Consider the following 20120-nt stretch of genomic DNA (forward strand, 5'->3'; position numbering starts at 1 on the left):
CTTGCCGCAAGTCGCGGATTGATCAGCCCCCGCCAGCACCGCTCGAAAAGGCCCCAGATGTCAGAAACCCGGTTGCCCCTGCTCCCAATCGCCGCCACCATCATCGCGCTCGGCCTCATCATCGGCGGCTGGCTGCTCGGCGACGGCCTCACCCGCGCCCGCCATGCCGATCGTGCCGTCACCGTGCGCGGCCTCGCCGAACAGGACGTCACCGCCGATCTCGCCACCTGGACGATCAGCACATCGGCGGTCGGCAACGACCTCGGCGCCCTCCAGGCCAAGGCCGACACCGACGGCAACCGCGTCATGGCATTCCTCGAGGCGCAGGGCTTTTCCGACGCCGAGATCGAATCCGGCGGCATCAGCGTCAGCCAGTATGTCGATGGCAACGGCCGCCCGAACATCACCATCCGCCGCCGCATCCAGCTGCGCACCACCAAGGTCATGGAGGCCCGCACCGCCTTTTCCCGCCAGGCCGAGCTGATGCGCCAGGGTATCGTTTTCGATTCGGACCAGGGCGGCATGATCTACAGCTTCACCCGCCTCAACGACGTAAAGCCGCCGATGATCGCCGCCGCCACCAAAAATGCCCGCGAAGGCGCCGAACAATTCGCCAAGGATTCGGGCTCGGGCGTCGGCGACATCAAGTCCGCCGCACAGGGCTATTTCTCGATCATTCCCCGCGACGGCGACAGCTCGGGCAGCACCGCCTCGTCCTCCCCCTATCAAAAGGTTCGCGTCGTCACGACGATCGACTTCTACCTCGACTGATTGCCCGCCTTATTGCGCCGCGTTCGCCGCCAACGCCTTCGCCGCCGTCACCCCCGCCGGAGCCTCCGGATCGGCCGCCACCGCCGCCGTCCAAGCCGCCCGCGCCAGTTCCTTGTCGCCCTGCACCGCGGCGATATTGCCCGCTTCCAACTGCACGTCGGCGCTCTCCGGATCGCGCTGCGCCGCCTCGAGGATCGCCGCCTCCGCCAGCTTCAGATCGCCCATCCGCCGCGCCAGCGTCGCCTTGAGCAACCAGCCGAACGGCACGTCCGGTGCTGCCACCGTCGCCGCCGCCAGGTCCGCCGCGGCCTCCTTGTCGCGCTTCACCTCGACCAGCGCCCGCGCCCGATCGACGCGCAACTGTGCCCCCGCCTTCGGGCTCAGCGTCACCCCGCCCGCGCCATCGATGGCTTTCGTCAGATAACCCACCGCCGCCTCGGGCTGCCCGGCGCGCATCGCCGCCTCGCCGGCCTGGCTCCAGATCGTCACCGCCATGCCGTCGCCCGCCGCTTCCGACGCCGCCGCCGCACCTTCATAGCTTTTCAGCGCCGCCGCATAATCCCGCAGTTCGAGCTGCGCCAGCGCCAGGCAATGCCGCGCCATCACGTCGCCGCGCTCGATCCGCCACGCCTGCGCCGTCGCCACCGCCCGCTGCGGATCGCTCGCCGCCAGTGCCAAACAGGCATTGTACCGGCCACGATCGCCCGCCATCGGCGCCGCAACCGCCGCCGATGCCGCCGCCAGCAACAGCCCCGCCAAAACCCGCTTCATCATCCGGTCCCGTCCAAAATCATCGTCACCGCGCCCAGCAACAGCGCAATATCCTGCGGCCGCGACAGCCGGTGGTCGCCTTCCTTGACCAGCATCACCTGAACATCGTCGGAACGCACCAGCCCGGCAATTTGGGGCGCCAGCCGCCACGGCACAGCCTCGTCGCGCTGCCCCTGCAACAACCGCACCGGTGCCGAAATCCCGATCGGCCCGCTCAGCACCAGCTGCCCCGGCGCATCCTCGATAAAGGCCCGCGAATACCGATACCCCTCACCATCATATTCACTCGCCCGCCCGAACCAGCCCTGCGCCGCCAAATCCGCCCGGTCGGCATCGCTCACCTCGAGCCCCCATTCGGTAAAATCCGGCGCCGCCGCGATCCCCACCAGTCCCGCCAGCCGATCCCCCAGCAACACCCCCAGCCGCAGCGCAATCCAGCCCCCCATCGAGCTTCCCACGAGCACCACCCGCCGCCCCGGCGCTGCCCGCTCGATCACCGCCAACGCATCCGCCGTCCACCGCGAGATACTCCCCTCAAGGAATTCCCCGCCACTCGCCCCGCACCCCGAATAATCGAGCCGCAAGAACGCCCGCCCGGTCCGCGTCGCCCAGTCCGCCAGCGCCATCGCCTTCGACCCGGTCATGTCCGACATATAGCCGGGCAGGAACACCGTCACTGGCCCCGCCCCCTCGGTCATCAGCCACGCCAGTTCGTCATCAACCTTGCTCATCCCCCCTCATACCGTCCCCACCCGCGCTGCACCACGCGATTGACTTCCCGCCCCGCCTTGCCGCAGGTGACGCCCGCGCCAACATCGCGCCCTTCACCATCCCCAAGGCGAGTTCCATGTCCGATCTCATCAACCTCACGCTCCCCGATGGCTCCGTGCGCAGCGTCGCGCGCGGCACCACCGGCGCCGACGTGGCGGCGAGCATCGGGCCGGGCTTGTTGAAGGCCGCCCTCGCCGCGCGTGTCGACGGCAACCTCGTCGACCTGTCGCGCCCGATCCTCGCCGACGCCAGCCTCGCCCTCGTCACCAGCAAGGACGAAGCCATCGCGCTCGATCTCGCCCGGCATGATTTCGCGCATGTCCTCGCCGAGGCCGTCCAGCACCTCTTCCCCGGCACCCAGATCACCTTCGGCCCTTCGACAGACGACGGCTTCTACTATGATTTCGCCCCCGCAGGCCGCCAGTTCACCGACGAAGACCTGCCCGCCATCGAGGCCGAAATGCGCGCCATCATCGCCCGCAACGAGCCCCTCGTCCGCGAGGAATGGACCCGCGACGCCCTCATCGCCCATTTCAAGGCGCACGGCGAAAGCTTCAAGGCCGAATGGGCCGCCGAACTCCCCGACGGTGAAGCGCTCAGCGTCTATCGCGCCGGCAACCAGCCCGACGCCTGGCTCGATCTCTGCCGCGGGCCGCATCTGCCCTCGACGGGCAAGCTCGACCCCAGCGCCTTCAAGCTGACGCGCGTCTCGGGTGCCTATTGGCGCGGCGACCAGGCCAACGCCATGCTCAGCCGCATCTACGGCACCGGCTGGCTCAACAAGAAGCAGCTCGACGCGCACATGACGCGCCTCGAGGAGGCCGCCAAGCGCGATCACCGCCGCATCGGTGCCGAGATGGACCTGTTCCACCTCCAGGCCGAGGCGCACGGCAGCGTCTTCTGGCACCCGCGCGGCTTCGTCATCTACCGCGCGCTCGAGGCCTATATGCGCCGCCGCCTCGACGCCGCCGGCTATCTCGAAGTCAAGACGCCGCAGATCATGGACGCCCGCCAATGGGAACAGTCCGGCCATTGGGGCAAATACCGCGAGAACATGTTCGTCATCCCCGATGAAGTCCCCAACATCTCGGATGTAGGCCCCGTCATCTCGCACGACGCGCAATGGATGGCGCTGAAGCCGATGAACTGCCCGGCGCACGTCCTCATCTTCCGCCAGGGCATCAAATCCTACCGCGACCTGCCGCTACGCCTCGCCGAAATGGGCTGCTGCCATAGGAACGAGCCCCACGGCGCCCTCCACGGCCTGATGCGCGTTCGCCAGTTCACCCAGGACGACGCGCACATCTTCTGCCGCGAAGACCAGATCGTCGGCGAAATCGCCAAGTTCTGCGACCTGCTCGATGTCGTCTACAAGGACCTCGGCTTCTCCGACTATGCCATCAAGCTGGCGCTGCGCCCCGACAAGCGCTTCGGCACCGATGCGATGTGGGACTGGTCCGAACAATCGATGCGCGACGCCGTCGCCGCGACCGGCCGCGACACGCCAGACTGGGGCTGGGAGGAACTGCCCGGCGAAGGTGCCTTCTACGCGCCCAAGCTTGAATTCCACCTCACCGACGCCATCGGCCGGACATGGCAGGTCGGCACCATCCAGACCGACACGGTGCTCCCCGACCGCCTTGACGCCAGCTATGTCGGCGAGGACGGCGGCCGCCACCGCCCGGTCATGCTCCACCGCGCCATCCTCGGCAGCTATGAACGCTTCATCGGCATCCTGATCGAGCATTACGCCGGCCGCTTCCCGGTCTGGCTCGCCCCCGTCCAGGCCGTCGTCGCCACCATCGTGTCGGACGCCGACGAATATGCCGGCATCGTGACGGCAGCGCTGCAAAAGGCCGGCATCCGCACCGACACCGACCTGCGCAACGAAAAGATCAACCTGAAGGTCCGCGAGCACAGCCTGTCGAAAGCCAGCTACATGCTCGTCGTCGGCCGCCGCGAAGCCGAGGAAGGCACCGTCGCCCTGCGCAACCTCGCCGGCGGCGACCAGCAGGTCCTCACCCTCGCCGAAGCCATCGAACTGCTCAAGGCGGAAGCGACACCGCCCGACCTGCGGTAATGATCCCGCTGCGCGCCGGCCTCGCAGCGTCGCTGCTGCTTGCCGGCGCGCCGCTTCATGCCGCTGGCGGGCCGTCCCTCGTCGACGATGCCGGTACAGTTACCCCCGGAACCTGCGAACTCGAAACCTATGGTAATTTCGACACGGGCAAGTCGTGGCGAACCGTCCTGTCGCCGACTTGCGCGCTGTCCAACTGGCGGGGTGTCGAGGTCGGCATCATCGCTGCATTGCAGAGCGCGATTCCGGGCGATCCTGTCGACGTCGTCCCGGGTGTCGCCGTCAAGGCCCAACTCGGCAAGCTCGGGCCAATCAGCTTCGGTGCCGAGATCAGCGCCGGTTTCGACCCCGAGGGCAACCAGAGCCAGTATATCGCCACCAATCTTGCCACCAGCTTCGACACCCCCGACTGGCTCGAACTCCACGCCAACGCCGGCATGGATTTCGAACCCGGCCGCGCCGGCATCCCGACCTGGGGCCTTGCCGTCCTCCTCGAACCCGTCAGCAACTGGCAGTTCGTCGCCGAAGCCGCCGGCCGCTCGCGTTTCCGCACCCGCACCCAGGCCGGCATCCGCCGCACCGCCGGCGCGTTTGTCCTGGACCTGCCCTACAGTCGCAACATCGACGAGCAGCGCGGCGGCGCCTCGGTCAGCGCCGGCGTGACCTGGACCTTCGGGCTCTGACCGCGCCCCCGGCCGGAAAGGCAGCAAGATGGCCACCACCCGCGATCGCCTCGAAGCCGAGATGCACGCCGCCGCCGCCGCCGGCGAATTCGAACGCGCCGCCAAACTCCGCGACGATCTGAGGGCTCTCGCCTACGATCCCAGAGAGATCCACGAACAGGTCCCCGGCGCCATGGGCATCGGCACCCAGCATCCCAAGCCCTCGCCCCCCGCCAACTGGAAACGCCCCAAAAAACCCGACTCCATGACCAAAAACCGCAACCGCTAGCCCCCTTGTCCTCCCCCTCGAGGGGGGAGGTCGAGAGACGCGTCTTCGCGGCCCGGGTGGGGGTGTCCCCCCGCGCCGAACCAAGGCTACCTCCCCCGCCAACGTAATTTCTGGAAGCTCCCTTTCGATTTTCCCCCATAACGGTTACATAGCAATTGCAAACACGTCAGGAGACACTGCCATACCACCGCCCCCACGCCGCATGATGAACGCGCCCGCGCCGATGAACGGCCCGCGCTATGACGAATTCATCACCGTTCCCAAGGTCCGCGTCATCGACCAGGACGGGGAAAACCTCGGTGTCCTGTACACCAAGGAAGCCATCGCCACCGCCCATGAAGTCGGCCTGAATCTTGTCGAAGTCTCCCCCGGCGCCGATCCGCCGGTCTGCAAGATCCTCGATGTCGGCAAGTTCAAGTACGAGGCGCAGAAAAAGGCCGCTGCCGCCCGCAAGAACCAGAAGACGCAGGAGATCAAGGAGATCAAGATGCGTCCGAACATCGACGACCATGATTACGAGACCAAGATGAAGGCGGTCCACCGCTTCATCGAGGAAGGCGACAAGGTCAAGCTGACGCTGCGTTTCCGCGGCCGCGAACTGTCCCACGGCGAACTCGGCCTGGCCCTCCTCGAACGCGTCCGCGACGACGCCGCCGAATATGCCAAGGTCGAACAGACGCCGAAGATGGAAGGCCGGCAAATGCTCATGGTGATAGCACCGCGCTGACGCGCGGTGCGGGCGCGGCCCGCCGCAAGCCTTCACTTGCGGCGCGACTCGCGCCTCACCCGGCCAGCGAGGCGGCGGGGCCTTCCCCCGCCGAACTCGTCTGACGCCAGCATGGGCTTTGCCCATGCCTCTTCCTTCCCTTGCCCCCCAACGACATCTTGTCTCTTCCCGCCCCACCCCGCGTGGCTTATACCGCACCTCGTGCACCGTTTCGCCAACCCCGCCCGTTTCCTGCGCATCGCGCGCTGGGCGACGCCGCTCACGCTGGCCCTCGGCCTCGTCCTGACCACCGCCGGCCTCGTCATCGGGCTGTTCTTCTCGCCGCCGGATTACCAGCAGGGCGAAAGCGTCCGCATCATGTACGTCCACGTCCCGGCCGCCTGGCTCGCCTCGGGCGGCTATCTCGGCCTCGCCATCGCATCGGCCGCTGCCCTCATCTGGCGCCACCCGCTCGCCACGATCGCCGCGCGCGCCATCGCCCCCGTCGGCGCCGCCTTCGCCGCGATCTGCCTGATGTCGGGCTCGCTGTGGGGCAAGCCGACCTGGGGCACTTACTGGGTCTGGGACGCGCGCCTCACCTCGATGCTGGTGCTGCTCTTCCTGTACCTCGGCTATCTCGCTCTCTCCGCCGCCGAAGGCGAGCGCGGTAATGACCGCAAGGGCGCCGCTATCCTCGCCCTCATCGGCGCCGTAAACCTGCCAATCATCAAATATTCGGTCGAATGGTGGAACACCCTCCACCAGGGCGCCAGCGTCAGCATCCTGTCGGGCAAGTCAGCAATGGCCCCCGAAATGCTGGCACCGCTGCTGATCTCGGTCGCCGGCTTCAGCTTCCTGTTTTCCGCCATCGTCCTCATGCGCATGCGCGCCATGCTCGCCGAACAGCGCGTCGAGGCCCGCTCGCGCCGCCTTGCAGAAGCAGTCGCATGACCCACACCGCCAACCTCTGGGCCTCCTACATCTGGCCGGCCTACATCCTCACCATCGGCGGCATGGCAGCGCTTCTCGCCTGGAGCTGGACCAGCATGCGCACTGCCGAAAAACGCTCCGACGCCCTCAAGCGCTCACGGCAAGACCAGTGAGAGTAAAAGCCAAGACCCAGCGCCTCTGGCTCGTCGTCGGCGCGATGACCGCGCTCGGCGGCGCCGGTGCCCTCGCCCTGACTGCACTCGGCGACAAGGCGACCTATTTCTACGCCCCGTCGGACCTTGCCGGCAAACCCATGCCCACCCAGGCCATCCGCCTCGGCGGCATGGTCGAGCGCGGCTCGCTAATGAAATCCGGCCACACCGTCCATTTTACCGTCACCGACAACGCCCGCACCTGGCCCGTCACCTACGAAGGCATCCTCCCCGACCTTTTCCGCGAAGGCCAGGGCGTTATCGCCGAAGGCCGCATCGACCCCGTCTCCCGCGTCTTCACCGCCGACACCGTCCTCGCCAAGCACGACGAAAAATACATGCCGCCAGAAGTCGCCGGCTCGATGCGCAAAGTCGAAGGCAAAGTGACCTAGTCTTTTCCTCCCCCTAGAGGGGGGAGGCGAGAGGCCCGTCTTCGGGTCCCGGGTGGGGGTGTCCCCCGTCGACACAGAGCTGCCCCTTCCCAATCTGTCATGCCAGCGAAGGCTGGCATCCAGCCGCCCCGCCAAGACCGCTCCCCCAGCACGAGCGCCCAATAGCAACTGTCACCCCGGGATAGACCCGGGACCCAGCTGCTTCTCTGCGGAGAAAAGCAAGCAAGCAAGCATGGGCAAAGCCCGCGCTGACGTCAGACGAGTTCGGCCAGCGAAGCTGACCGCCTCGCTGGCCGAGCTTGCGCGAGTCCCGCCGCAGCTATGCTGCGACGGGCCGCCCTGCGCTAAAACTTCGTCCGCACCGTCACCCCGTACGTCCGCGGCTCAGCCGGGAACGTCACGAAAATCTGGCTCGCGGATGCCGACAGCCCGCGCTGTACGGCCCGGAACGTCCCTGAACCTTGGAGCGGTGCATCGGCTGCGACCTGCTGGTACCGCACGTCGAACAAATTCTGCCCCCAAAGCTCGATGCCCCAGCGCTTCGCCGGCCCGTAGAGCCCGATCCGGCCATTGACCAGCGCGAACCCGTCCTGGATCTTCTCGAAGTCGAGATCCGACCCGGTGTTGAGCGCCGACATATAACGGAAATCGAGATACATCAGCGCTGACAGCGTCTCGTTGATCTTCGGCGTCCAGGCCGCACTGCCGGTCACCACATATTGCGACGAATTCGACAATTGCTGCCCCGGCAGCTGAAACAGGGTCGGCGCCAGTGACACGCCGTTCAGCCCGGTCAGATTGTTCGCATATCCGGTATCGGCGTAGGTAAAGCCCGTCGTCACCGTCAGATCGTCGGTCGGGAACAGGAACGCCTCAAGCTCGAGGCCCTTTGCGATCACGCCGGCCTTGCTTTTGCCGGGACACGCCGAATTGCCGGCGATCAAGTCCCGATCGCGCCCGCCCAGATCGGCATCGCAGCTCTGGATGTTGCTCACTTCGAAATTGACGCCGTTGAACGTGTTCAGCTGGAAATCGTTGAACCGCTGATAGAACAGCGCCGCGTTGAACTTGAACTCGCGCAGGTCGAGCTTGGCGCCAAACTCGAATGCCGTGACGATCTCGGGCGCGAACTGCAGATCGGTCGCCTGCGGGTTGAGGCCATTCAGCGCCGACGTGTCGAGGTTGAACCCGCCCGCCTTGTAACCACGCGAATAGCTGCCATAGACCAGCACTTCATCGATCGGCTTGACCGATAGCACGGCCGTCCCAGTAAATTCATCTTCCTTGCGCTCGGTCCCCGGCGAGCCTGCGGCAAAGCCCGGCCCCGCCGTATTGTTGATGACGCACGCTATCGACGTCACTGTTCGCTGCAGCGGTGCCAGTCCGCCCAACGGCCCGGCAAACCGCCGCAGCGCCCCGCAGAAATTATTTGTCGACCCGAAAACCGTCTCGAGCTCTTTCTTCTCGTTGGTATAGCGCAGCCCCAGCGTCAGCAGCACCTTGTCGGGCACGATGCTGACGACGTTATGCGTGAATAACGCATAGTTGGTGCTCTGCTGCTTGAAATACGTTCCCGGCGCGATACCGGTGTTGTTGAGCAGGCTCTGTCCCGGCGGCGTCACATAACCAATGGCATTGGCAAAGGTCTGCAGCGTGTTCGGCAACCCGGTCGCCGGCCGCAGCTGGGCGTTGTAATAGGCCTCGAAATCGGCGCCATAGCGGATGTTGGTGTCGGTGTGCAGCTTCTCCTTGGCGAAATACCCGCCGACCAGATAATCCAGCCGATCGTTGAAGGCATTGCCCTGCAACCTGATTTCCTGGCTGAAAGTCTGGAACTTGCGGTTGGCGCCCTCGGTCTGCAACAGGTCGATCCGGTTGAAATCGGCGTCCTGCGCGGATTTGTTCTTGAACTCGCGATACCCGGTGATCGACGTCAGCGTCGCTCCGCCAAGGTCCCAGTTGACCTCACCCGAGGCGCCCCAGTCGCGCGTTCGCTGACCATACCCCACCCCCGGCGTCAGCGCGGTTTCATAGATATAGGGCTTGCCGTCGGTCGCGGTGCGATAAATGCCGCCCAGCGATTTCACCAGATTGGCAATTCCGTTCGGCCCGGAAACGACATTACCCTGCGCGTCGCGGCTGAGACCCACCACAGGCGACAGGATCGCGGCGCCGCAGCATTCCTCGTTCTTCTGGTTGTAATCGCCGATCAGCCGCACCGTCAGGTCGTCGCTCGGCTTGAGCAGCAACTGCCCGCGTACCAGGAAACGATCGCGATTGTTGAGGTCACGCCCCGACACCACGTCGCGCAGGAACCCGTCGCGCTTGTTGAAGACCCCGTCGACGCGGAACGCCGCCTTGTCGCCGAAGATCGGACCGGTCAACGACCCCATCAGACGGATATTGTTGAAATTGCCATAGGTCGCCTCGCCCTGTCCGCCGAATTCGAACTTGGGCAGCGCCGTCGTGATATTGATTAGGCCCGCCGAGGCATTGCGCCCGAACAGCGTCCCCTGCGGCCCGCGCAGCACTTCGATCCGCTCGATCGGCCCGAGGTCGGTCAACCCGACTCCGGTTCGCGAGCGATAGACGCCATCGATGAATACCGCGACCGACGATTCGAGCCCGGGATTCTCGCCGACGGTGCCAATGCCGCGGATACGTGCCGCGCCGTTCGACTCGTTGGTCGCCGACGACACCAGCAGCGACGGCGCCAGCTGGTTGAGCTGGCGAATATCGGTACCGCCCGAATTCTGCAGCTGCTCGGCGCTGACGACGCTGACCGCGATCGGCACGTCGGACAGCACCTGCGCCCGCCGCGTCGCCGTCACGATGATGACGTTCTGGTCGATGTCCGGCGCTGCCTGGGCGACCGCGCCCCCGGGCGCCGCCTGGACGGCCGTGCTCCCTGGCGCTGCCGTCTGCGCCATCGCCGCCGGCGCCAGCACGGCAGGAACCACGAACGCCGCAACGGACGCAAGCCAGAAGCTCTTCATACGATCTCCCCAAATTGCAGGAATTTTTCCCTGCCGATTGTTGCCGACGATACCGCAACCGTTTCGCCTGTCCACCTGTCTATCTGAGAAATGCCGGGTGTGTTGCCTGAATAGCACATTGCTGCGCTGCAGCGAGCCTTGGCGCAACAAAGTTGCGGCGCTCCGCCAGCGCACCGGCCCTCGACACAATCACACGGCGCCGCTTGCCCCCGTGCCGCACCACCGCCATGGTGCCCCGAAATCCTTGGGAGTTATCGAATGGACCGTCTGTCAGGCAAGATCGCGCTCATCACCGGCGCCGCGCAGGGGCTCGGCGCCGCTATGGCCGCCCGGTTCGCCTCCGAAGGCGCGCGTGTCGTCCTCACCGACATCAACGCCGCCGGCGCCGCCGAACAGGCGGCCCAGATCGGGCCTAATGCGCGCAGCATCGGCCATGACGTCACCGACACCGACCAGTGGGAGGCCGCCATCGCCTTCGCCGAGGCCGAATTTGGCGGCCTCCACATCCTCGTCAACAACGCCGGCATCTCGGCGGGCAGCACTGTCGAGGCGACCAGCTTCGAAGACTGGCGCCGCGTTCACGCCATCGATCTCGACAGCGTCTTCTTCGGCAGCAAGCTGGCGCTGCCGCTGATGGCGCGCACCGTCAAGGAGACCGGCGTCCGCGGCTCGATCGTCAACATCTCGTCGATCGCCGGCGTCATCGCCGGCCACAACAGCGCCGCCTACAACAGCGCCAAGGCCGGCGTTCGCCATTTGACCAAGTCGGTCGCCCTCCACTGCGCCAAACAGCGCTACGGCATCACCTGCAACTCGATCCACCCGGTTTTCATCGACACCCCGATCCTCGACGGCATCACCAGCCGGCTCGGCCGCGAGGAAGGCCTCGCCAAACTCGGCCGGCAGATACCGCTCGGGGCAGTCGGCGAACCCGACGACATCGCCTGGGCCGCCGTCTATCTCGCCTCGGACGAAGCCAAGATGGTCACCGGCCACGGCCTCTACGTCGACGGCGGAATCTCCGCCATGTAAACCGGATTTCTCCCTCCCCCCTGCGGGGAGGGCGACTCGGCGCCTCCGCCGAGCGGGGTGGGGGTCCCCATCCCGCCGAAAAGATCCTACCGCTCCCCGCCCCGCCGCATCGGCATCGCATCGATATCCGCCACCAATTCCCCCGCTGTTACCGCCGTCCCCGACCGCGACTTCTCGCCGCCATCCTTGCCGATCAGCACCGCCACGAACCGGTCCCCGTCCAGCCGATGCCGCCGGCGCAGCGTCGTCGCCGCATCCCACGCGCCTCCCACGACATCACCGACGACGGTCACCATCACCAGGTCGCGCTCGCCCGCCGCCGCCTGCATCGCCGCGAATATCCCGCGCTGCCGGACAAGTTCGGGATCGTCGTCATCCGGCGCCGAGACCAGCAGCACGCGGTGTTGCCAGCGCATCTCGGCCAATCGCGGCGGCATCACGACGGTATGTGGCCACGCGTCGACACCTCGCGGCGGTGCCTCGACCACGACAGCAGCTAAGCTTACCAGCGACATGGTGACGGACATGGAGAGTAAACGCGGCCCGAATGTCCCGGCTCCCGCCGCTCGTCGCACCGGAATTCCACCGGTCGCACCGCCTTTCTTCTGCCGCGGTGCACCACTATATGCGGCGCATGCAGATTCCCGGCCTCGTCGATCCCACCCCTGTGGCGCGCAAACCCGCGCCCGCCCGCGCCGATGGCAAGCGCGCCCTTCTCGGCCTGTCGCGCGAGCAGCTGCGCGAGGCGCTGGTCACCGCCGGCATCCCTGAAAAACAGTCGAAAATGCGCACCCAGCAGGTCTGGAACTGGATCTACCAGCGCGGCGCCACCGAGATCGAATCCTTCGCCAACATCTCCCGCGACACCCGCGCGCTGCTCGACAGCCAGTTCGTCGTCGGCCGCCCCGAGATCGTCACCGCGCAGGTCTCCACCGACGGCACCCGCAAATGGCTGCTGCGCTTCGACGACGGCGAGGAAGCCGAATGCGTCTTCATCCCCGACGCCTATCGCGGCACGCTGTGCGTCTCGTCGCAGGTCGGCTGCACCCTCAATTGCCGCTTCTGCTTCACCGGCACGATGAAGCTGGTCCGCAACCTGACCCCCGCCGAAATCGTCGGCCAGGTCATGCTCGCCCGCGACGCGCTCGGCGAATGGCCCAACGGCACCGCCACCTTGGCCCCGTTGCCCGACACCGACGATCCGGATGAAGACGGCCCAGCGTGGATTCCCGGCCACAACCAACCCGGCAGCAATTACACCGCCGAAGGCCGCATGCTCACCAACATCGTGATGATGGGCATGGGCGAGCCGCTCTATAACTTTGAAAACGTCCGCGACGCGCTCGCCATCGTCATGGATGGCGACGGCCTCGGCCTGTCGAAGCGCCGCATCACCCTTTCGACCTCGGGCGTCGTCCCGATGATGGCGCGCGCCGGCACCGAGATCGGCGTCAACCTCGCGGTCTCGCTCCACGCCGTCACCAAGGAAATCCGCGACGAGATCGTCCCCATCAACAAGAAATACGGCATCGAGGAGCTGCTAGCTGCCTGTGCGGCGTATCCCGGCGCCAACAACGCCCGCCGCATCACCTTTGAATATGTCATGCTCAAGGACAAGAACGACAGCGACCAGGAGGCCCGCGAACTGGTCCGCCTGATCCGCAAATACGACCTGCCCGCCAAGGTCAATTTGATCCCGTTCAACCCCTGGCCCGGCAGCATTTACGAGACCTCGACCCCCGAACGCGTCAGCGCCTTTTCCAACATCATCTTCAACTCAGGCATTTCTGCCCCCGTCCGCCGCCCCCGCGGCCGCGACATCATGGCGGCCTGCGGCCAGCTCAAATCCTCGTCGGAAAAGATCACCCGCGCCGAACTCGATCGCCGCGCCGCCGAGAAGGAAGCCGAGTGGGTCGATTGAGCAACCGATAAGCCGGGAACAATCGCCATGACAGCTCGTTGACTCGGCGGAGGTACACCATGCCCGATCCCCGCGACCAGATGCCCGAAGACGAGCCCAATCTCGAACAGCGCGAGCCCGACCAGGCCCAGGATGTCGCCAACGACAGCCTCTACGGCGCGACGGGCGATGACGCCGACGACGACGTGCTCGGCAGCACCAAGCCTAGGGGCGGGCTCGATGACGACAACGACCTCGTCGATACCGTCGACCAGTTGAAGCAGATGCTCACCTCGGGCCGCATCGACATGAGCGCCTATGCGGGCGAACCGATGATGGACGACGGCGACACCGTGATCTCCGACCTGGATTCGCCCGACGGCATGGAAGGCCGCGGCGACGACGATATCGGCGGCCACCCCGACGATACCGGCCGCCTCGACAACATCGCCGACACCGGCGACGACCCGCTCGCCGCCATGAGCAGCGATCACGGCGATGACGGCGAAACCGAGGACGACGACGCGCTGACCGAAGACGTCGACGAGGATGATCTCCCCGGCGGCATCGTGCTCAACGAGGAACGCATCGACATCATGCGCGAAATCGACGACGGCGAGGATGAGGCCGGCGAGGACGGCGGGCGCTAGACGTGCCGCCACTGTCCAAAGGCTAGGCGGCATCGCTCCATCCCGCTAGAGCAGCGGCATGTTCCTCCTCGACCGACTCTTCAAAAAGATGATCCGGCACGGTGATCTGACCATCATCGACCACGCCGGCACCGTTTACCACTACGGCACCCCGGCCCTTGAAAAGCCGCCGGTAACGGTCCGGTTCACCACGGCGGCCGCCGCCCGCGCCGTCGCCTTCAACCCCGCGCTCGGTGCCGGCGAAGCCTTTATGAACGGCACCCTTGTCCTCGAGCAGGGCGACATCGCCGACCTCGTCGATGTCGTCACCTGGAACCTGCGCTGGCAACGCGACAACCCGGTCCGCTTCGCGCTCTGGCGACAGGCCAGCATCGCCGCCAGGATCGACCAGATCAATTTCGCGCGGCGTTCGAAGCGCAACGTCGCCCATCACTACGACCTCGACGACCGCCTCTACGACCTCTTCCTCGACCCCCACCGCCAATATAGCTGCGCCTATTTCGACGGCCCTGACATGAGCCTCGAAGCCGCACAGGAAGCCAAGCTCGCCCACATCGCCGCCAAGCTCGATCTCAAGCCCGGCCAGAAAATCCTCGATATCGGCTGCGGCTGGGGCGGCATGGCGCGCTACCTCCACAAGGTTTCCGGCGCCGACGTCCTCGGCATCACCCTGTCAGAGGAACAGCTCAAATACGCCCGCGACGAAACCGAGCGCCAGGGCCTTTCCGACCACGTCAAGTTCGAGTTGATCGACTACCGATCCCTCACCGGCCAGTTCGACCGCATCGTCAGCGTCGGCATGTTCGAACACGTCGGCCTGCCGCACTTCAAGCAATATTTCGAAACCGTCGAGCGCCTTCTCGACGTCGACGGCGTCGCCCTCGTCCACACCATCGCACGCGCCGATGGCCCCGGCGCAACCGACCCCTGGACAGCAAAATACATCTTCCCCGGCGGCTATTCGCCCGCCTTGTCGCAGATCGTCCCCGCCATCGAAAAATCCTGGCTGTGGATCACCGACATCGAGGTTCTGCGCCTCCACTACGGCATGACCATCCGCCACTGGTACGACCGCTGCGCGGCGCAGCGCGCCAAAATCGAAACCTTATACGACGCGCGCTTCTACCGCATGTGGATGTTCTACCTCGCCGCCGCCATGTCGGCTTTCAACAACGACGGCCACATGAACGTCCAGCTCCAGCTCACCAAGCGCCGCGACACCCTCCCCCTCCGCCGCGACTACATCACCGAAACCGAACAACAGCTGCTTCCGCTCAGTATTTAGCCACTTTGGTAACGGGCGCGGGAGGAGGGTGTCTCGCTTCCCGACCAGCCCACCCCGCCCGGCTGCCTTATCCGGCCGCAAGGGCTTGATGTCCGTCGTATAAAGGCCGCCAATACAGGCTAATCGATGTCACCAGGCATCCGCTCCCGGGACTTTCGATGAAGCGCCAACTGACCATTGTCACCGCCTTGCTGGCGCTCGCCCTGATGGCCACGCCCCTTCAAGCCGAGCCGATCCCCGACGCCGTCGCCGCGATGATCGACGCCGTCGCCGACGACCCCGAACAATTGCGCATCGTCGCCAATGCGGCGCGCAAGACCAATCCCGCCGCGATCACCGAGATCGACACCAAGGTCGCGACGATCGCCCGCCTGCGCACCGAGCAGACCGAAGCCGAGCTGGCTGCCCAAGGCACCCTCGATGGCTGGACCGGTTCGGGCGAGGTCGGCGCCTTCGCATCGTCGGGCAACACCAGCAACAGCGGCGTCGCCATCGCCGCCCGCGTCACCAAGCGCGGCGTCAACTGGCGCCACACCGCGCGTGCCGCGGTCGATTACCAGCGCGAAGCCGGCCTTACCTCCAAGGAACGCTATTTCGCCGCCTATGAAGGCAATCGCACCATCAGCCCCACCGCCTATGCCCTGGTCTCGACCACCTATGAACGCGACCGTTTCTCGGGCTTCGACCACCGTTTGTCGCAATCGGTCGGTATCGGTTACAAGGTCGTCGACAACGCCGCCGTCCGCATCGCCTTCGAAGGCGGCCCGGCACTGCGCGAAACCTGGTTCACCAACGGCGTCGACAATATCACTGTGGCCGCCCGCGCCGCCACCGACATGCGCTGGTCGGTCACGCCGCGCTGGACGCTGACCAACAACTCGGCGGTCTATTACGACGATTTCAACATCTCCCTGCAATCGCTGACTGCCGCCACCGGCAAGCTCGGCGGCTCGCTGTCGGCGCGCGCCTCGATCCAGTACAACAGCGAATCCAACCCGCCGATCGGCCGCCGCAAAGCCGACACCACGAGCCGGTTGACCCTCGTCTACGAGTTCCGCTAACCGCCCCGTCCCGCGACATACCGCCCAGATCCCGTTTCCGGGCGCAAACCACCCCCCGACGACCCCCCAACATGCCGACAACTTCCCTGCGGCAATCCCGCGTTCACCCCCCGAACGCTTGCCGTCCCCCGTCCGATGCTCTACCGCGCAGCATCATGAGCCGCACCGCATCCGTCAGCCGCGCCACCAAGGAAACCTCGATCAAGGTCACCCTCAACCTCGACGGCACCGGCGAATACAATGTCTCGACCGGCATCGGCTTCCTCGACCACATGCTCGAGCAACTCTCGCGCCACTCGCTGATCGACCTCCAACTGACCGCCAAGGGCGATCTCCACATCGACGCGCACCACACCACCGAGGACAGCGGCATCGCCATCGGCGAAGCCTTTGCCAAGGCGCTCGGCGACCGCAAGGGCATCACCCGCTACGGCGACGCGCTGATTCCGATGGACGAAACCTTGACCCGCGTCGCCATCGACATCTCCGGCCGCCCCTATCTCGTTTGGAAGTCAGGCTTTTCCCAGCCGCGCCTTGGCGAGATGGACACCGAATTGTTCAAGGAATGGTTCGCCGCCTTTGCAGGGTCAGCGGGCATCACCCTCCACATCGAAACGCTGTATGGCGTCAACAACCACCACATCGTCGAAAGCTGCTTCAAGGGCCTCGCCCGCGCCCTGCGCACCGCCGTCGCCATCGACCCGCGCAAGGCCGACGCCATCCCTTCCACCAAGGGCACCCTCGGCGGTGTCTAAGACTGTTGCGGTCGTCGACTATGGCGCCGGGAACCTTCGCTCCGCCGCCCGCGCCCTCGCCGCCGCTGGCGCCTCCAGCGTCGACGTAACCAGCGACCCCGTCCGCATCGCCGCCGCCGATCGCATCCTCCTCCCCGGCGTCGGCGCTTTCGCCCATTGCATCAACGCCTTGCGCGGCGCCGCCGGCATCGAGGACGCGCTTACCAAAGCCGTCATCGACCGCCAGACGCCCTTCCTCGGCATCTGCGTCGGCATGCAATTGCTCGCCAGCGAAGGCCATGAACACGGCATCCACCGCGGCCTCGGCTGGCTCCCCGGCAAGGTCACCCGCCTGACGCCATCCGATGCCGACCTCAAGATCCCCCATATGGGCTGGAACAGCGTGACGGCCACCAACGACAGCGGCGAACCCGAGGGCGACGCCTATTTCGTCCATTCCTACCGCTTCGACCCCGACGACAGCGCCGAAATCCGCGCCACTTCCGATCATGGCGGCGACTTCCCCGCCATCGTCGCCCGCGGCAACATCACCGGGGTGCAATTCCACCCCGAAAAAAGCCAGGCTTACGGCCTCGCCTTCCTCGCGAACTGGCTGAAATCATGATCGTCTTTCCCGCCATCGACCTAAAGGGCGGCAAATGCGTCCGCCTCGCCGAAGGCGATATGGACCGCGCCACCATCTACAACGACGACCCCGGCGCCCAGGCCAGGCTCTTCGCCGACGCCGGCGCCAAGGCCCTCCACGTCGTGGATCTCGACGGCGCCTTTGCCGGCGCCAGCCGCAACGGCGAAGGCGTCGCCAAGGCGGTCGAAGCTTTCAAAGGCCGCGTCCAGGTCGGCGGCGGCATCCGCACCCGCGAAGACGTCGAAAACTGGCTGTCGGCCGGCGTCTGGCGCGTCGTCATGGGCACCGCCGCCCTCGAAAGCGCCGATCTCGTCCGCGAAGTCGCCCGCGCCCATCCCGGCCGCATCGTCGTCGCCGTCGACGCCCGCGACGGCTTCGTCGCCACCCGCGGCTGGGCCACCCGCTCGACGGTATCGGTTTCCGAACTCGCGCAACGCTTTGAAGATGCAGGCGTTGCAGCGCTGCTGTTCACCGATGTCGGCCGCGACGGCATGCTCAAGGGCGTCAACATCGATGCCACCCTCAGCCTCGCCGCCAGCACCACCCTGCCCGTCATCGCCTCGGGCGGCGTCGCCGGCATGGACGATATTCGCGCCTTGGTTGGCCAGCCCGGCATCGAGGGCGTCATCACCGGCCGCGCCCTCTACGACGGCCGCCTCGACCTCGCCGAAGCGCTGGCGGCCGCTGCATGAGCTTGGCCGTAAGGGTCATCCCCTGCCTCGACGTCGCCGACGGCCGCGTCGTCAAGGGCGTCAACTTCGTCAGCCTGCGCGATGCCGGCGACCCCGTCGAAGCCGCCCGCGCCTATGACGCCGCCGGCGCCGACGAACTGACCTTCCTCGATATTACCGCCGCCAGCGAGAACCGCGGCACCCTCCTCCACATGGTCGAAGCCACCGCCGACGCCTGTTTCATGCCGCTGACCGTCGGCGGCGGCGTCCGCAGCACCGAGGACGCCCGCGCGCTCCTGCTCGCCGGTGCCGACAAGGTCGCGGTCAACTCCGCCGCCGTCGCCCGTCCAGCCCTCATCGGCGAACTCGCCATGCGTTTCGGCGACCAGTGCGTCGTCGTCGCCGTCGACGCCAAGGCGGTATCGCCGGGCAGATGGGAAATCTTCACCCACGGCGGCCGGCGCGCTACCGGTATTGATGCCTTGGCCTATGCCATCGAAGCCGCCCGCCTCGGCGCCGGCGAAATCCTGCTGACGAGCATGGACCGCGACGGCACCCGCTCGGGCTACGACCTCGCCCTCACCCGCGCCATCGCCGACGCCGTGCCGATCCCGGTCATCGCCTCGGGCGGCGTCGGCAGCGTAGCCGATCTCGTCACCGGCGTCATCCAGGGCCACGCCAGCGCTGTCCTCGCCGCCTCGATCTTCCACTTCGGCCAGGCCTCGATCGCACACGCCAAGGCCGCCCTTGCCGCCGCCGGTGTCCGCGTCCGCCAATGACGGCACGCCTACCCGGCCGCCGCACGACCTTCGACGCCCCGCACTTCCTGCTGCGCGTCCTGTTCCCGCTCGAAAGCCGGCACGACACCAGCCGCTACCCGCTAAGCATCGCCGCCGCCCGCGATATCGAAGCCATCGAATTCCATCCCAAGGTCACCTTCCTCGTCGGCGAGAACGGCAGCGGCAAATCCACGCTGATCGAGGCCATCGCCGTTCTGATGGGGCTCAACCCCGAAGGCGGCACCCAGAATTTTGCCTTCAGCACCCGCGCCTCGCACTCCTCGCTCGCCGGAATGCTCCGCCCGGTCCGCGGCGTAAAACGTCCCAAAACGCGCTTTTTCCTGCGCGCCGAAAGCTTCTTCAACCTCGCCACTAACATCGAGGACCTCGACACCCCCCCCGACAGCTTCGGACCGCCGATCGGACCGAACTACAGCGACAAATCCCTGCACGAACAATCGCATGGCGAATCCTTCATGGCGCTGATGCTCAACCGCTTCGGCCCGCAGGGACTGTATATCCTCGACGAACCCGAAGCCGCGCTGTCACCCCAACGCCAACTCGCGATGCTCGTCCGCATGCACGATCTCGTCGGCCAGGGCTGCCAGTTCATCATCGCCACCCATTCACCGATCCTGATGGCCTATCCCGACGCCACCATCTACCAACTGGACGACCGCGGCATCCTGCCGACGACCCTGCGCGATACCGATCACTACCGCGTCACCCTCGATTTCCTCCGCGACCCTGAAAAGCGCATCGCCGACCTGCTGGGCGATTGACGC

The 20120-nt window shown here is 66.2% G+C and carries 22 protein-coding genes; 18 read left to right on the plus strand and 4 right to left on the minus strand.

Going from position 1 to position 20120, the window contains the following annotated elements; all coding sequences use genetic code 11:
* Positions 1-57 precede the first annotated feature (57 nt).
* The gene (locus tag IEW98_RS06780) at positions 58-771 is read left to right on the plus strand and encodes an SIMPL domain-containing protein (RefSeq protein ID WP_188762184.1); all 714 of its coding nucleotides are present in this window, start codon (positions 58-60) and stop codon (positions 769-771) included.
* A 9-nt stretch (positions 772-780) separates the two neighbouring features.
* Here IEW98_RS06780 and IEW98_RS06785 read toward each other — a convergent pair whose 3' ends face one another.
* A complete protein-coding gene (locus tag IEW98_RS06785) occupies positions 781-1545 on the minus strand; it encodes a tetratricopeptide repeat protein (RefSeq protein ID WP_188762185.1) in 765 nt (254 codons plus the stop codon).
* Positions 1542-2273, minus strand: coding sequence for an alpha/beta hydrolase (locus tag IEW98_RS06790; RefSeq protein WP_188762186.1), 732 nt, complete (start codon positions 2271-2273; stop codon positions 1542-1544). Before IEW98_RS06790 ends, IEW98_RS06785 begins: the two co-directional genes overlap by 4 nt.
* A 116-nt stretch (positions 2274-2389) precedes the next feature.
* Here IEW98_RS06790 and thrS point away from each other — a divergent pair, with 116 nt between their 5' ends.
* From thrS to ccmE, 7 genes are all read left to right on the plus strand, one after another.
* Positions 2390-4393, plus strand: coding sequence for a threonine--tRNA ligase (thrS, locus tag IEW98_RS06795; RefSeq protein WP_188762187.1), 2004 nt, complete (start codon positions 2390-2392; stop codon positions 4391-4393).
* Complete coding sequence (locus tag IEW98_RS06800; RefSeq protein WP_188762188.1) at positions 4393-5073, plus strand: PA4824 family protein; 681 nt, start codon at positions 4393-4395, stop codon at positions 5071-5073. Before thrS ends, IEW98_RS06800 begins: the two co-directional genes overlap by 1 nt.
* Before the next feature lie 28 nt (positions 5074-5101).
* Entirely contained in the window at positions 5102-5341 is a 240-nt protein-coding gene (locus tag IEW98_RS06805; protein ID WP_243450603.1) for a UvrB/UvrC motif-containing protein, read from the plus strand.
* A 202-nt stretch (positions 5342-5543) separates the two neighbouring features.
* Positions 5544-6068, plus strand: a complete 525-nt coding sequence (gene infC / locus IEW98_RS06810; protein WP_188762189.1) for a translation initiation factor IF-3 — start codon at positions 5544-5546, stop codon at positions 6066-6068.
* 189 nt (positions 6069-6257) lie between these two features.
* Positions 6258-6998, plus strand: coding sequence for a heme ABC transporter permease (locus IEW98_RS06815; RefSeq protein ID WP_503826710.1), 741 nt, complete (start codon positions 6258-6260; stop codon positions 6996-6998).
* Positions 6995-7150 (plus strand): heme exporter protein CcmD, encoded by a 156-nt coding sequence (gene ccmD / locus IEW98_RS06820; RefSeq protein WP_188762191.1) that lies wholly within the window; start codon positions 6995-6997, stop codon positions 7148-7150. The genes IEW98_RS06815 and ccmD overlap by 4 nt, the downstream gene beginning before the upstream one ends.
* Positions 7147-7581 carry a cytochrome c maturation protein CcmE gene (gene ccmE / locus IEW98_RS06825; RefSeq protein ID WP_207792525.1) on the plus strand — a complete coding sequence of 145 codons (435 nt, stop codon included), beginning with the start codon at positions 7147-7149 and terminating at the stop codon, positions 7579-7581. The genes ccmD and ccmE overlap by 4 nt, the downstream gene beginning before the upstream one ends.
* Before the next feature lie 344 nt (positions 7582-7925).
* Here the strand turns inward: ccmE and IEW98_RS06830 are convergent, their stop codons facing one another.
* Positions 7926-10577 carry a TonB-dependent receptor gene (locus tag IEW98_RS06830; RefSeq protein WP_188762192.1) on the minus strand — a complete coding sequence of 884 codons (2652 nt, stop codon included), beginning with the start codon at positions 10575-10577 and terminating at the stop codon, positions 7926-7928.
* Positions 10578-10835: 258 nt separating this feature from the next.
* Between IEW98_RS06830 and IEW98_RS06835 the strand changes: the two genes are divergently transcribed.
* Positions 10836-11609 carry a glucose 1-dehydrogenase gene (locus IEW98_RS06835; protein WP_188762193.1) on the plus strand — a complete coding sequence of 258 codons (774 nt, stop codon included), beginning with the start codon at positions 10836-10838 and terminating at the stop codon, positions 11607-11609.
* 86 nt (positions 11610-11695) lie between these two features.
* Here IEW98_RS06835 and IEW98_RS06840 read toward each other — a convergent pair whose 3' ends face one another.
* Positions 11696-12136: a DUF4174 domain-containing protein gene (locus IEW98_RS06840; RefSeq protein ID WP_243450605.1), complete on the minus strand. Its 441-nt coding sequence runs from the start codon at positions 12134-12136 to the stop codon at positions 11696-11698.
* Positions 12137-12243: 107 nt separating this feature from the next.
* On the opposite strand from IEW98_RS06840, the gene rlmN reads away from it, so the two are divergent.
* The 9 genes from rlmN (at position 12244) to IEW98_RS06885 (ending at position 20117) form a co-directional block, all read left to right on the plus strand.
* Complete coding sequence (gene rlmN / locus IEW98_RS06845; RefSeq protein WP_188762194.1) at positions 12244-13530, plus strand: 23S rRNA (adenine(2503)-C(2))-methyltransferase RlmN; 1287 nt, start codon at positions 12244-12246, stop codon at positions 13528-13530.
* Positions 13531-13589: 59 nt separating this feature from the next.
* Entirely contained in the window at positions 13590-14159 is a 570-nt protein-coding gene (locus IEW98_RS06850; protein WP_188762195.1) for a hypothetical protein, read from the plus strand.
* A 58-nt stretch (positions 14160-14217) separates the two neighbouring features.
* Entirely contained in the window at positions 14218-15444 is a 1227-nt protein-coding gene (locus IEW98_RS06855) for an SAM-dependent methyltransferase (RefSeq protein ID WP_188762196.1), read from the plus strand.
* 158 nt (positions 15445-15602) lie between these two features.
* Complete coding sequence (locus IEW98_RS06860; protein ID WP_188762197.1) at positions 15603-16505, plus strand: DUF481 domain-containing protein; 903 nt, start codon at positions 15603-15605, stop codon at positions 16503-16505.
* A gap of 155 nt (positions 16506-16660) precedes the next feature.
* On the plus strand, positions 16661-17260 hold the full coding sequence (hisB, locus tag IEW98_RS06865) for an imidazoleglycerol-phosphate dehydratase HisB (protein ID WP_188762198.1): 600 nt from the start codon (positions 16661-16663) through the stop codon (positions 17258-17260).
* Positions 17253-17864, plus strand: a complete 612-nt coding sequence (gene hisH, locus IEW98_RS06870) for an imidazole glycerol phosphate synthase subunit HisH (RefSeq protein WP_188762199.1) — start codon at positions 17253-17255, stop codon at positions 17862-17864. The genes hisB and hisH overlap by 8 nt, the downstream gene beginning before the upstream one ends.
* Entirely contained in the window at positions 17861-18577 is a 717-nt protein-coding gene (gene hisA, locus IEW98_RS06875; RefSeq protein WP_188762200.1) for a 1-(5-phosphoribosyl)-5-[(5-phosphoribosylamino)methylideneamino]imidazole-4-carboxamide isomerase, read from the plus strand. Before hisH ends, hisA begins: the two co-directional genes overlap by 4 nt.
* Positions 18574-19335, plus strand: a complete 762-nt coding sequence (gene hisF, locus IEW98_RS06880) for an imidazole glycerol phosphate synthase subunit HisF (RefSeq protein WP_188762201.1) — start codon at positions 18574-18576, stop codon at positions 19333-19335. The genes hisA and hisF overlap by 4 nt, the downstream gene beginning before the upstream one ends.
* A complete protein-coding gene (locus tag IEW98_RS06885) occupies positions 19332-20117 on the plus strand; it encodes an AAA family ATPase (RefSeq protein ID WP_188762202.1) in 786 nt (261 codons plus the stop codon). The genes hisF and IEW98_RS06885 overlap by 4 nt, the downstream gene beginning before the upstream one ends.
* Positions 20118-20120 lie beyond the last annotated feature (3 nt).

This window comes from Sandarakinorhabdus glacialis (assembly GCF_014643455.1).
GTDB classification, from domain to species: Bacteria; Pseudomonadota; Alphaproteobacteria; order Sphingomonadales; family Sphingomonadaceae; genus Sandarakinorhabdus; species Sandarakinorhabdus glacialis.